The sequence below is a fragment of the Streptomyces coryli genome, from assembly GCF_011044975.1.
Taxonomy (GTDB): domain Bacteria; phylum Actinomycetota; class Actinomycetes; order Streptomycetales; family Streptomycetaceae; genus Streptomyces; species Streptomyces coryli.
Map to the genome: position 1 here is coordinate 1 of NZ_JAAKZV010000240.1, position 12,051 is coordinate 12,051.

The window sequence follows — 12,051 nt, forward strand, 5'->3', positions numbered from 1 at the left end:
GCCCCAGCCCGACCCAGGACGGACACCCAGGAAGGCCCCATGCTCACGCAAGACACATCGCCTCCGGGCACCCGCACCCGCTCCGCACCCCCAGGCAGCTCCTCGGCCGGAGGCGGCAAAGGCAAGCAGGGCATCGGACGAGGGCTGACCCCGTACATACTCCTGCTGCCCGCCCTCCTGGCCACCGCCGCGCTGCTCGCCTGGCCCATGGTCAAGAACGGCATGCTGTCGTTCCAGAACCTGAACATGCGGCAGCTGATCCAGCACCTCACCGAGTGGAACGGCATCGCCAACTACCGCGATGTGCTGGGCAGTGAGGACTTCTGGCGGGTCACCGCCAGATCCATCGCCTTCACGACGGTCAATGTCGCCCTGATCATCGTCGCCGGCACCCTCGTCGGCCTGCTCCTCGCCCGCCTCGGGCGCAAGATGCGGCTGACCCTCTCGATCGCCCTCACCCTCGCCTGGGCGATGCCGCACATCGCCGCGACCACCGTGTACCAGTGGCTCTTCGCCAGTCGCTTCGGAGTCGTCAACTACATCTTCGGGCTCGGTGAATACAACTGGCTCGGCGGGCAGTTCAGCACGTTCTTCGTCATCACCGTGCTGCTCGTGTGGGGGTCCGTCCCCTTCGTGGCGTTCAACATGTACGCGGCCACGACCACCATCCCGCGCGAGCACTACGAGGCCGCCACGGTGGACGGCGCCGGAGCCTGGAAGCTCTGGTCGTACGTGACCTACCCGGCCCTCAAGCCATTTCTCCTGGTCAACACGTTTCTCCAGGTCATCTGGATCTTCAAGTGCTTCACCCAGGTCTACGCGATCAACCAGGGCGGGCCCGAGCGGCTCACCGAGACGCTGCCGGTCTACGCGTTCGTGGAGGGCGTCGGCAACCAGCACTTCGGCATGGGTGCCGCCATTTCCCTGCTCACCATCCTGGCGCTGCTCGTCCTGACCTCGTACTACCTGCGCCTGACCCTCAAGCACGAGGAGGAGACGTCGTGAGGACTTCCCTGGCCGCCCGCACCTGGCCGAACGCTGTCGCCGCCGTGCTCACCGTGTTCTTCGTGTTCCCCGTCTTCTGGATGTTCGCCACCGCCTTCAAGCCGACGGGGGACATCCTCAGCGAGACGCCGGTGTGGTTCCCGGTGGACGCGACGCTGGAGCACTTCCGTACCGCCGTGCAGGCCGAGAACTTCTGGACGATGGTGCGGAACTCGTTCACGGTCACCCTGCTTGCCGTGGGCGGGTCGCTGCTCATCGCGCTCTTCGCCGCGTTCGCGCTGGCGCGGCTGCGGTTCAAGGGGCGGCGCGGGTTCATTCTGGTCTTCATGGTCGCGCAGATGGCGCCATGGGAGGTCATGGTGATCTCGATCTACATGCTGGTGCGCGATGCCGACCTGCTGAACAGCCTGGTGCCGCTGACCCTCTTCTACCTGATGGGGATCCTGCCCTTCACCATCCTCACCCTCCGCGGCTTCGTCGCCGCGGTGCCGCGGGAGCTGGAGGAGTCGGCGATGGTCGACGGCTGCACCCGCGTGCAGGCCTTCCGGAAGGTGATCTTCCCGCTGCTGGCGCCCGGGCTGATGGCCACGTCGCTGTTCGGATTCATCACGGCCTGGAACGAGTACGCGCTGGTGCTCGTCCTCAGCAAGGAGGCGGAGGCGCAGACGCTCCCGCTGTGGCTGTCGCAGTTCCAGACGGCCTTCGGGGACGACTGGGGGGCGACCATGGCCGCGTCCTCGCTCTTCGCGCTTCCCGTGCTGATTGTGTTCCTCATCCTGCAGCGTAAGGTCGCTGCCGGACTCACCGCAGGCGCTGTGAAGGGATAACACCCCGCGATGTCGACACTCACCTCAAATGCCCTCGCCGTCCTGCAGCCGAGCTTCGCCGGCACCGAACCGCCGGCGTGGGTGCTGCGGCTGCTCGGCGAAGGACTCACCGGCGTGGGGCTCTTCGGCCGTAATGTCCAGAATCCCGAGCAGGTTGCCCGGCTTACGGAGACGCTGCGGGCGGAGCGGCCCGAGGTGCTCGTCGCGATGGACGAGGAGGGCGGCGACGTCACCCGGCTCGAGGTGCGGCAGGGGTCGTCCTTCCCCGGGAACCTCGCGCTCGGCGCCGTCGACGACCCCGAGCTGACGCTACGGGTCGCGCGCGAGCTCGGCCGCCGGCTGGCCGCCTGCGGCGTGAACATGAACTGGGCGCCCTCCGCCGACGTCAACTCCAACCCGGACAACCCGGTCATCGGGGTCCGCTCCTTCGGCGCCGAGCCGGAGCTGGTGGCGCGGCACACCGCCGCGTACATCCGCGGGCTGCACGAGGCAGGCGTCGTCGGCTGCACGAAGCACTTCCCGGGCCACGGCGACACCGCCACCGACTCGCACCACGCGATGCCGCGCATCGACCTGTCGCTGGAGGCGCTCCGGGAGCGGGAATTGGTCCCCTTCAAGGCGGCGATCGCGGCCGGTACGAAGGTGGTGATGAGCGCGCACATCCTGCTCCCCGCGCTGGACGAGGAGCTGCCGGCGACGCTGAGCCCGGCGGTGCTGAGCGGGCTGCTGCGGCGCCCGGTCGCGGACGGCGGCCTCGGCTTCGACGGGGTGGTCTCCACCGACGCCATGGAGATGCAGGCCATCGCGGGCACCCACGGCATGCAGCGCGGCGCGGTGCTGGCGATCGCGGCGGGCGCGGACGCGCTGTGCATCGGCCACAACGCCGACGACGACCTCGTCTGCGGCCTGCGCGACGCGCTCGTCGCGGCCGTGCGCGCGGGGGAGTTGAGCGAGGAGCGGCTGGCGGACGCGGCCGCGCGGGTGCGAGCGCTGGCGGAGTGGACCCGCACATCGGCGGCGGCAGGGCCGGTGGCACCGGACGAGGAGATCGGCCTGGCGGCGGCCCGACGCGCGGTGCGGGTGACCGGCGGCGAGGACTACGTCCCCCCGAGCGGCCCGGTCTACGTCGCGTCCTTCACCCCGGTCGCGAACATGGCCGCCGGCGAGGCCACCCCATGGGGCGTAGGCCCGGAGCTGCAGCGCCTGCTGCCGGGCACCAGAACAGGTTCGTACGGCCCCGAGTCCGGCCTCGCGGAGGCAACCACGGACGCGGGCGACCTGCCGCTGGTGGCAGTAGTCAAGGACGTTCACCGCCACGGCTGGATGGCCGCCGCCCTGAAGGCCCTCCTGGCGGACCGCCCGGACGCGGCGGTAGTGGAAATGGGCGTCCCGCAGGCGCCGCCGGCGGGGGCGCTGCACATCGCGACGCACGGCGCGGCACGGGTATGCGGCCGCGCAGCCGCGGAGGTCATCACGGGAGCGACGACGGGCTAAGAGCCGCCGGGCCCGGACCCCGTGCGAGTAGCGCCGGCGACCGCCGGAAACGTCCGGGCCCACCCGTCCCGCCATGCGGGACGCCTGCCCCCGAGAGAGCTACAGACCCTGCCAAGTCGGCTTGTTGGCATACGTATGCCGGAAGTAATCCGCCAGCTTCAGCTTCGACGCAGCCGCCTCATCCACCACCACCGTCGCATGCCGATGCAACTGCAGCGCCGACGCCGGAACAATCGCCGCGACCGGCCCCTCCACCGTCGCCGCCACCGCATCCGCCTTGCCCTCGCCCGTGGCGAGCAGCACCAGATGCCGCGCCTCCATGATCGTGCCGATCCCCTGCGTGATCACGTGGTGCGGCACCTGCTCGATGTCGCCGTCGAAGAAGCGCGCGTTGTCGACGAGCGTCTGCTCGGTCAGCGTCTTGATACGGGTCCGCGACGCCAGCGACGAGCACGGCTCGTTGAAGCCGATGTGCCCGTCCGTGCCGATGCCCAGCAGCTGCAGGTCGACCCCGCCCGCCTCCGCGAGCGCGCGGTCGTACGCCTCGCAGGCCGCCGGGATGTCGGACGCGGAGCCGTCCGGGCCCATGAACGACGCCTCCGTCAGGCCGAGCGGCTCGACGACCTGGCGGAGCACGGTCGCGCGATACGACTCCGGGTGCCCGGCCGGCAGGCCCACGTACTCGTCGAGCTGGCAGATCCGCGCCTTGGAGGCGTCGACCTCGCCGCGCTGGACCTTCCCCGTGAGGGCCTCGTAGATCGGCAGCGGAGTCGAGCCGGTCGCCACGCCGAGCAGCGCGTCCGGCTTGCGACGGAGCAGTGCCGCCATGGCCTCGGCGATCAGCTCGCCGCCCGCCTTGGCGTCCGGGACGATGACAACTTCCACGCTGGCCTGCCGTTCAAGTCGGGGACTCTGATGGGTCGATGTGGTATAGACCAATCTAGCAGAGGGCAGACAGCGTCGCCCGCCGAACCGGAAGGGAACGGCGGGCGAACTCTGCGTACCGGAGGCGTCAGGCACCCAGCGACGACCCACCCGTGGCATCGATGGTCTGCCCAGTGACCCACCGGCCCCCGGCACCCGCCAGGAAGCCGACGATGTCGGCGACATCCTCCGGCTGCCCGACGCGGCCGAAGGTGGACCAGCCGTTCGCCATCTCCCGCGCCTGCGGATCCGCGAGCCAGGCGTTCATGTCGGTCTCGATCACGCCCGGCGCCACCGCGTTCACGGTGATGCCGCGGGGCCCGAGCCCCTCCGCCAGCGACAGCGTCAGGGTGTCGACCGCGCCCTTCGTCGCCGCGTACGCCGCAAGGCCCGGCATCGCGATGCGGGTGAGCCCGGTCGAGAGGTTGACGATCCGGCCGCCGTCGCGCAGCCGCGGCAGGGCCTGCTGGGTGATGAAGAACAGCGCCTTGACGTTGATGTCGAAGATCCGGTCGTAGTCCTCCTCCGTGGTGTCGGCCACCTCCGCCTGTAGGCCCACCCCCGCGTTGTTGACCAGGATGTCCAGCCCGTCCGCGTGCTTGTCGAACTCTGCCCACAGTGCCGCGGCGTCGCCCGGCTCGCCGAGCCGCGCCCGTATCGCGAAGGCCGAGCCGCCCGCCGCCTCGATCGCCGCGACCGTCTCCTTCGCCGCGGTCTCGTCGCTGCCGTAGTGCACGCCGACCCGGGCCCCGTCGCGGCCGAGCCGCTCCGCGATGCCCCGCCCGATGCCACGGCTGCCGCCGGTGACCAGTGCCGTCTTGCCAGTGAGCGCGCCCATGGCCGCGCCCCCCTTTCTATAGTGGTCGTTACAGAAAGAACCGTAGCACGTTTTCTAGCGACCGCTATAGAATTAGGAACATGGCCACCAAACAGCGGGGCCGCCCCCGCGCCTTCGACCGCGACGCCGCGCTGGACAAGGCCCTGCGCGCCTTCTGGGAGCGGGGCTACGAGGCGGTGTCGATCGCCGAGCTGACCCGCGAGATCGGCATCGGCGCGCCCAGCCTGTACGCGGCCTTCGGCGACAAGAAGGCGCTCTTCGACGCGGCGCTCGAGGTCTACGGGCACTCGCGGAACGGCACCTTCATCAACCGGGCCCTCGACGAGGAGCCCACCGCCCGCGCCGCCATCGCCCGGATCCTGCGCGAGGCCGCCGAGGGCTACACCGCACCCGGGCAGCCGAAGGGCTGCATGGTGGTGAGCGCCGGCATCAATACGACGACGCCCGAGGTCGCCGCGGAGCTGCGCGAGATGCGTAACGGCAACATCGGGCTGCTCGCGGAGCGGATCCAGCAGGACATCGCCGCTGGACTGCTGCCGCCGACCACCGATGCCGCCGGCCTGGCGCGCTTCGTCGGAGCCGTGATCCAGGGCATGTCGACGCAGGCCAGGGACGGTGCGTCGACCCAGGAGCTGGAACAGGTGGCGGACGCCGCGCTGCGCGCCTGGCCGGCCGCCGAGGAAATCCCGCCCGGGGCATAGACAGGCGGAGTGGTCTAGTCCACAATTCAAGTTGTGCTTCCGCCCTCACCGCACAGGAGGGTGGATAGAGGTTCGAGGCGCTCTCTGCCCTGACTGCGCCCCGGCCTCCCCGCCGCGCTCAGCTAGCGGCACCGGGCCGCACACCCGGTGTCCCGAGCACGGTGCAGCTCCGGGCCGCAGCGCCGGGTGGGTTGAGGGTCCCGCCGCAGGCGCCGCGGCCCGAAGTGTTTCCAGGTCCGGAACGCCGTTAGGCTCGCCTCGTGCCCTCTATGAACGACCTCGTCCGCCACCACACCGCGCTGAGCGAGACCGACCTCGAGTGGCTGCACCTGCTCGTCTCCGAGTGGCAGCTGCTCGCCGACCTCTCCTTCGCCGACCTGGTGCTCTGGGTGCCCACCCTCGACGGCACGCGCTACGTATCCGTCGCCCAGATGCGGCCGAACACCGGCCCCACCTCGTATCAGGACGACATGGTCGGCCACATGGTCCCGCGCGGCCGCCGCCCCATGCTGGACTCCGCCCTCGACGAGGGGCGGATCGTGCGCGAGGGCGACCCGGAGTGGCGCGAGGAGGTGCCGGTGCGGATCGAGTCGATCCCCGTGCGCCGCGAGTCCCGCGTCCTCGGCGTCATCGCCCGCAATACGAACCTGCTCACCGTCCGCACCCCCAGCCGGCTGGAGCTGACCTACCTCCAGTCCGCCTCCGACCTGGCGCAGATGATCGCCGCAGGATCGTTCCCCTACCCGGGGCAGGGCGGCGAGAGCGAGACCTCGCCGCGCGTGGGCGACGGCCTGATCAGGCTCGACGCCGACGGCCTGGTGCAGTACGCCTCGCCGAACGCGCTCTCCGCCTACCACCGGCTCGGCCACGCCGCCGACCTCGTCGGCCTGCACCTCGGCTCCACCACCGCGGAGCTCGCCACCAACACCGGGCCCACCGACGAGGGCCTGGTCAAGCTGGCCAGCGGGTGGGCGCCGCGGGAGACCGAGGTGGAGGGGGCGACCGGCACCATCCAGCTGCGGGCGATCCCGCTGAAGCCGAAGGGCACCAGGATCGGGTCGCTGGTGCTGCTGCGCGACGTCACCGAGGTACGCCGCCGCGAGCGCGAGTTGATAACGAAGGACGCCACCATCCGGGAGATCCACCACCGGGTGAAGAACAACCTGCAGACCGTCGCCGCCCTGCTGCGGCTGCAGTCGCGCCGGCTGGCCTCCGAGGACCCGGACGGCAAGGCGCGCGCGGCGCTGGACGAGGCGGTGCGGCGGGTCGGGTCGATCGCGATCGTGCACGAGACGCTGTCGCAGAACCTGGACGAGACCGTCGAGTTCGACGAGATCGCCGACCGGGTGCTCGCCATGGTCGCGGAGATCTCGCCGGGCCGGGTCACCGGCCGGCGCGGCGGGCGCTTCGGGATCCTGGAGGCGGAGGTCGCCACCCCGCTGTCGATGGTGCTGACCGAGCTGCTGCAGAACGCCCTCGAGCACGGCTTCGCGTCCAACGAGACCGGTTCCGTGGAGGTTACGGCGCTGCGCTCGACCTCGGGCGGCCAGGCGCGACTGCATGTGACGGTGCAGGACGACGGCCGCGGGCTGCCGGAGGGCTTCGACGCGCAGCGCAGCGGCAACCTCGGGCTGCAGATCGTACGGACGCTGGTGGAAGGCGAGTTGGGCGGCGCGTTCACAATGGCACCAGCGCCGGAGCGTGGAACCCGGGTGACCCTGGACATCCCGGTCAAAGCCGACAAGCGCTGATCGACCCCGGAAAACACTCGAGCCCCGGAACCGCCATTGGTTCCGAGGCTCGTTTGTTCAATTGCTGCGTGCTGCGGCTCAGAGGATGAAGCGCCGGGGGGCAGGAGGGCCGGGCGTCAGCCCTACGCGGTGGCCTTCCGAGCACGGTTGCGGGCGGCACGACGCTTCATCGCGCGGCGCTCGTCCTCGCTCAGGCCACCCCAGACGCCGGAGTCCTGACCGGACTCGAGCGCCCACTGCAGGCACTGCTCCATGACGGGGCAGCGGCGGCAGACGGCCTTGGCTTCCTCGATCTGCAGCAGCGCAGGACCGGTGTTGCCGATGGGGAAGAACAGCTCGGGATCTTCCTCGCGGCAAACGGCGTTGTGACGCCAGTCCATGACTGCTCCATCTCTACGTAGTCGTCGTTGGTGTGTTGCGTACACGTTGCTTGTGAATGTGAACGCTTTCACGAATCTCCCCGGCGGTGAAGATCTCGACACAGATTCGCGCTGTGATCTGCAACATGTTCGGGGAGGTTCGGCGCTTCGAGGGGGCCCGTGTGAGGGGGCGCTTCCCGATCGCCATGAAGAAGGTTCGCAAACCTCAGCTTCGGATACAACCCCTTCCGGAAAGTTTCTTTGGATTCCTTGGTGCGACCTGGGTCACGACCGTACTTCCAGGGGGTGGAGGCTGGGGTAAACGTTCGAGAGGAAGGACTTTTGGCCCTTCCACTCACACAATCACACGCAGTGCCCGCCGTACGCCTGTGAAGGTGACGCTCGTGCGCAGTCCCAGGTGGTCACCGTCCATCTGGAAGGGCTGTGGGGCCTGCGATTGCAAGGTGAAGCCCGTCAGGTCGTGCAGTGACACAGCGTGCTTGCCGTGCGGGCCGCGTTCCGGCGAGGAAGTCAGCAGCTGGGTGCCGTATCGCATCACCGCGGGGGCCGAAAGACGGGCCAGGCCGAGCACGTCGAGGGCGGTGTCGAAGGAGGCGTGCGGGGCCGCGTAGACCGGGCGATTGCCCAGGTACGTCCACGGGGCCGTGTTACAGACTATGGACGCCACCAGGTCGGTGATGGGTTCCTCGCCGGGCTGCTCGAGGGTGATCGTGCCGTGCCGCTTGTGCTCCTCGCCGACGAACTGGCGCATCAGCTGGCGCATGTACAGCGCGGGGGTGGACTTCTTGCCGCGCTCGCGCTGCTGCTCGACCCGGCCGATGACGCCGGCGTCGAATCCCAGTCCGGCACAGAACGTGAACCAGCGGGAGGGCGCTCCTTCGTCCGCGCTGCCCGGCGTGCCGGAGGCAAGGCCGAGGCCGACCGTACGGGAGGAGCCCTGGCGCAGGGCGTCCAGGAGGGCGCCGGTGGCCTCGACGGGGTCGTTGGGCAGGCCGAGGGCGCGGGCGAAGACGTTGGTGGAGCCGCCGGGGACGACCGCTATGCCCGGGAGGTTGTCCGGATCGGGGCCGTTGTGGAGCAGGCCGTTGACGACCTCGTTGACGGTGCCGTCGCCGCCGAGCGCGATGATCATCTCCGCGTCGCCGCTCTGGGCCGCGGCGCGGCCCACGTCGCGCGCATGGCCGCGGTACTCGGTGGTGATGACCTCGAGCTTCAGATCGCTGGCGAGGGCATGGATGAGTACGTCACGGGTGCGGGCGCTGGTGGTGGTCGCGGCCGGGTTGACGACGAGGAGAGCGCGCATACCGGGAAGGGTACCTACCTGGCGGTACGTTGGCCCAGTCCGTGTAAATGCAGGGCTCCGGCTGCCTGCGGCGCGGTATCCCCGCTTCGCGGGGATGTCCTCAAGCGCCGGACGGGCTGGAGGGTGGCCGCCCGACGCCCAATGCTTCCGTCGTTGACGGGCTCAAGAGGCAGACCAGGGCTGTCAGGGCGATTGCACCAAGGGCGATGCCCAGCGGGAGGAGTAGTCCGCCGGCCGTGGTCATGGCCCAGACCACCGGGACCGCCATCAGCTGCGTGATCACCGCCGGCCCGCGGCTCCAGCTGCGGCGGAGCCACAGGCCGCGGGTCGCGGCGGCCGGCAGCGCGGCGAGCGCCAGCACCGTAAGGCCGCCGAAGAGCGCCTGGCGCTTGCTCTCGGGGTCGCCGGCGACCAGCATCACCAGCTCGTAGAGGCCGAGTCCGGCGACCACGGCCGCCTCCACGCCGGCCAGCGCCGCGGCGAGGACGAGGCGGGGCGTACGGGGGTGCGCCGGTGTCTCCATGTGCACCAGCCTACCGACCGCGCGCCCCTACTCCTCGACCAGGAGGCGCTCGCGGAGCTGGGCCAGGGTGCGGGCCAGCAGCCGGGAGACGTGCATCTGGGAGATGCCGACCTCCTGGGCGATCTGGGACTGGGTCATGTTGCCGAAGAAGCGCAGCAGCAGGATCTTCTTCTCCCGCGGCGGCAGCTCTTCCAGCAGCGGCTTCAGCGACTCGCGGTACTCCACGCCCTCCAGGGCGTCGTCCTCGGCGCCCAGGGTGTCCGCCACCGCCGGGGACTCGTCGTCCGTGTCCGGGACGTCCAGGGACAGGGTGGAGTAGGCATTCGCCGACTCCAGGCCCTCCAGGACCTCTTCCTCGGAGATCTCCAGCTTCTCGGCCAGCTCGTGCACCGTGGGTGCGCGGCCATGCCGCTGGGAGAGCTCCGCGGTGGCGGAGGTCAGCGAGAGCCGCAGCTCCTGCAGCCGGCGCGGGACCCGCACCGCCCAGCCCTTGTCGCGGAAGTGCCGCTTGATCTCGCCGACGACCGTGGGAGTGGCATACGTGGAGAACTCCACGCCGCGGTCCGGGTCGAACCGGTCGACCGATTTGATCAGGCCGATCGTGGCGACCTGGGTGAGGTCGTCGAGGGGCTCGCCGCGATTACGGAAGCGGCGGGCGAGGTGCTCGACCAGGGGCAGGTGCATCTGCACCAGCCGGTTGCGCAGCTCCGCGTACTCAGGGGTCCCCGGGGGGAGCTTGCGCAGCTCGTAGAACATGTCCCGGGCGCCGCTGCGGTCGCGCGGGTCGTGCCGCTCCGGCCGCTGTGAGGCGTGCTGTCCGTCCATGCTGTGGTCCGCCCGCTCTTGCTCCACCGCCCGGTGTCCCGGGACGACCGCTTCGTTCACTGCCGGCCCCTCCTCGCGTCCGGTCACGTCTGTCCGGGGCCGGCACCACGCTCCTTGTGCAAGCTGATGGTGACCGTACGGTCGTCGGAAACCGTCGACTCGACCTGACCTGCCAGGGCGGACAGCACCGTCCAGGCGAAGGTGTCGCGCTCGGGGGCGCGGCCGTCGGTGGTCGGGGCGGAGACCGTGACCAGCAGTGCGTCGTCGTCGAGCTGGAAGACGCAGCGCAGCATGGCGTTGGGAACGGCCTGCTGGAGGAGGATCGCGCAGGCCTCGTCGACGGCGATGCGCAGATCCTCGATCTCGTCCAGGGTGAAGTCCAGCCGGGCCGCGAGGCCGGCTGTGGCCGTGCGCAGCACCGACAGATAGGCGCCCGCGGCCGGCAGCCGGACCTCTACGAAGTCCTTCGGGCTGGGCTCGCCTTCGTACTGGGACACCCTCACCTCCAAGGTGAAACAAATCCGTTGAGCGCTGCAGTGCGCCGGTCTGACCCCCTACTGGGGGTAACGGACCGGCGCGGTGCAAAGTTCGCCCTGCGACGCTACCGCGAGTAGCGGGCCTGTGTCCCCAGGTCGCGATGAACCGGGGGTGGCCAGGACCGCACACCCACGCGCGTCACTTATAGTAAGCCTCCGGGCACGGACAGTGGCTAGGGGTCTGCGGTGCCCAATTCCCGTTCGATCATTGCATGTTGACGCTGCGTGACTCCGCCAGGGTGTGGAGCGGGGCGCCGGAGAGGCGGAATCCGGTCCAGATGTCCTTCTCCTCGGCGCCGAGCGACTTGTAGAAGTCGATCGCCGCGGTGTTCTCCGTATGCGCCGACCACTCGAAGCGGTCATAGCCGCGCTCGACGCAGATGCCGGCGAGGGCGGCCAGGAGGGCCTTGCCGTGGCCGCCGCCGCGGTGCTGCGGGCGGACGTAGAGATCCTCCAGGTAGACGCCGTGGGTGCCGGTCCAGGTGGAGAAGTTACGGAACCACAGGGCGAAGCCGGCGGGCTCGGGGCCGTGCTCGCCGGGGGCCTCGGCGATGAGGGCGAAGACGCCGGGGTCGGCGCCGAAGAGCGCGTCGTGCAGCTGCTCGTCGGTGGCCTCCGTCTCGTCCTCGTCGTGGAACGCGGCGAGCTCGCGGATCATCGCGTGCAGCGCCGGGACGTCGCCGGGGAGGGCCTTTCTGATCATGGCGTCAGGTTACGTCCGGCGCTCACGGAATCACTTCGTCGACATAGCACCAGCGCCAGGATTCGCCCGGCTCGAAGCTGCGCATCACCGGGTGGCCGGTGTCCTTGAAGTGCGCGGTGGCGTGCTGATGCGGCGAGGAGTCGCAGCAGCCGACGTATCCGCAGGTCAGGCAGAGGCGGAGCTGGACCGGGTGGCTGTGCTGGGCCAGGCATTCGAGGCAGGTGGTGGAGAGCGGGGCGGC

14 protein-coding genes are annotated in these 12,051 nt (G+C 70.2%); 5 read left to right on the plus strand and 9 right to left on the minus strand.

Features of this window, described 5'->3' with window-relative positions; genetic code table 11:
- Window positions 1–39: 39 nt before the first annotated feature.
- From G5C51_RS33990 to G5C51_RS34000, 3 genes are read left to right on the plus strand one after another with little or no spacing between them, the layout of a single operon-like run.
- Entirely contained in the window at window positions 40–1,005 is a 966-nt protein-coding gene (locus G5C51_RS33990; protein WP_165243278.1) for a carbohydrate ABC transporter permease, read from the plus strand.
- Entirely contained in the window at window positions 1,002–1,832 is an 831-nt protein-coding gene (locus tag G5C51_RS33995) for an ABC transporter permease subunit (RefSeq protein ID WP_165243280.1), read from the plus strand. The genes G5C51_RS33990 and G5C51_RS33995 overlap by 4 nt, the downstream gene beginning before the upstream one ends.
- A gap of 9 nt (window positions 1,833–1,841) precedes the next feature.
- The gene (locus tag G5C51_RS34000; RefSeq protein ID WP_165243282.1) at window positions 1,842–3,326 is read left to right on the plus strand and encodes a glycoside hydrolase family 3 protein; all 1,485 of its coding nucleotides are present in this window, start codon (window positions 1,842–1,844) and stop codon (window positions 3,324–3,326) included.
- Window positions 3,327–3,425: 99 nt separating this feature from the next.
- Here G5C51_RS34000 and nagB read toward each other — a convergent pair whose 3' ends face one another.
- A complete protein-coding gene (nagB, locus tag G5C51_RS34005; RefSeq protein ID WP_165243284.1) occupies window positions 3,426–4,211 on the minus strand; it encodes a glucosamine-6-phosphate deaminase in 786 nt (261 codons plus the stop codon).
- Between the two features lie 127 nt (window positions 4,212–4,338).
- Window positions 4,339–5,088 (minus strand): SDR family oxidoreductase, encoded by a 750-nt coding sequence (locus tag G5C51_RS34010; protein ID WP_165243286.1) that lies wholly within the window; start codon window positions 5,086–5,088, stop codon window positions 4,339–4,341.
- Between the two features lie 80 nt (window positions 5,089–5,168).
- Here G5C51_RS34010 and G5C51_RS34015 point away from each other — a divergent pair, with 80 nt between their 5' ends.
- Entirely contained in the window at window positions 5,169–5,789 is a 621-nt protein-coding gene (locus G5C51_RS34015; protein ID WP_165243288.1) for a TetR/AcrR family transcriptional regulator, read from the plus strand.
- Between the two features lie 269 nt (window positions 5,790–6,058).
- Complete coding sequence (locus G5C51_RS34020; RefSeq protein WP_165243302.1) at window positions 6,059–7,540, plus strand: sensor histidine kinase; 1,482 nt, start codon at window positions 6,059–6,061, stop codon at window positions 7,538–7,540.
- 122 nt (window positions 7,541–7,662) lie between these two features.
- Here G5C51_RS34020 and G5C51_RS34025 read toward each other — a convergent pair whose 3' ends face one another.
- The 7 genes from G5C51_RS34025 to G5C51_RS34055 form a co-directional block, all read right to left on the minus strand.
- Window positions 7,663–7,920: a WhiB family transcriptional regulator gene (locus G5C51_RS34025; RefSeq protein ID WP_028427873.1), complete on the minus strand. Its 258-nt coding sequence runs from the start codon at window positions 7,918–7,920 to the stop codon at window positions 7,663–7,665.
- A gap of 334 nt (window positions 7,921–8,254) precedes the next feature.
- Window positions 8,255–9,223 (minus strand): diacylglycerol/lipid kinase family protein, encoded by a 969-nt coding sequence (locus G5C51_RS34030; protein WP_165243290.1) that lies wholly within the window; start codon window positions 9,221–9,223, stop codon window positions 8,255–8,257.
- 100 nt (window positions 9,224–9,323) lie between these two features.
- Window positions 9,324–9,746 carry a hypothetical protein gene (locus G5C51_RS34035; RefSeq protein ID WP_165243292.1) on the minus strand — a complete coding sequence of 141 codons (423 nt, stop codon included), beginning with the start codon at window positions 9,744–9,746 and terminating at the stop codon, window positions 9,324–9,326.
- Between the two features lie 27 nt (window positions 9,747–9,773).
- Window positions 9,774–10,766: an RNA polymerase sigma factor SigF gene (locus tag G5C51_RS34040; RefSeq protein ID WP_206314634.1), complete on the minus strand. Its 993-nt coding sequence runs from the start codon at window positions 10,764–10,766 to the stop codon at window positions 9,774–9,776.
- Entirely contained in the window at window positions 10,655–11,068 is a 414-nt protein-coding gene (locus G5C51_RS34045) for an ATP-binding protein (protein ID WP_165243296.1), read from the minus strand. The genes G5C51_RS34040 and G5C51_RS34045 overlap by 112 nt, the downstream gene beginning before the upstream one ends.
- Before the next feature lie 244 nt (window positions 11,069–11,312).
- Window positions 11,313–11,810, minus strand: coding sequence for a GNAT family N-acetyltransferase (locus G5C51_RS34050; protein WP_165243298.1), 498 nt, complete (start codon window positions 11,808–11,810; stop codon window positions 11,313–11,315).
- A gap of 22 nt (window positions 11,811–11,832) precedes the next feature.
- On the minus strand, window positions 11,833–12,051 hold a 219-nt coding region (locus tag G5C51_RS34055; RefSeq protein WP_165243300.1), incomplete at its 5' end, for a UBP-type zinc finger domain-containing protein.

Excerpts from the sequence above, each read along its gene's own strand:
- G5C51_RS33990 (WP_165243278.1), top strand. The coding sequence starts at position 40 with ATGCTCACGCAAGACACATCGCCTCCGGGCACCCGCACCCGCTCCGCA.
- G5C51_RS34000 (WP_165243282.1), top strand. The coding sequence starts at position 1,842 with ATGTCGACACTCACCTCAAATGCCCTCGCCGTCCTGCAGCCGAGCTTC.
- G5C51_RS34010 (WP_165243286.1), bottom strand. The coding sequence starts at position 5,088 with ATGGGCGCGCTCACTGGCAAGACGGCACTGGTCACCGGCGGCAGCCGT.
- G5C51_RS34015 (WP_165243288.1), top strand. The coding sequence starts at position 5,169 with ATGGCCACCAAACAGCGGGGCCGCCCCCGCGCCTTCGACCGCGACGCC.
- G5C51_RS34020 (WP_165243302.1), top strand. The coding sequence starts at position 6,059 with ATGAACGACCTCGTCCGCCACCACACCGCGCTGAGCGAGACCGACCTC.
- G5C51_RS34025 (WP_028427873.1), bottom strand. The coding sequence starts at position 7,920 with ATGGACTGGCGTCACAACGCCGTTTGCCGCGAGGAAGATCCCGAGCTG.
- G5C51_RS34030 (WP_165243290.1), bottom strand. The coding sequence starts at position 9,223 with ATGCGCGCTCTCCTCGTCGTCAACCCGGCCGCGACCACCACCAGCGCC.
- G5C51_RS34035 (WP_165243292.1), bottom strand. The coding sequence starts at position 9,746 with ATGGAGACACCGGCGCACCCCCGTACGCCCCGCCTCGTCCTCGCCGCG.
- G5C51_RS34050 (WP_165243298.1), bottom strand. The coding sequence starts at position 11,810 with ATGATCAGAAAGGCCCTCCCCGGCGACGTCCCGGCGCTGCACGCGATG.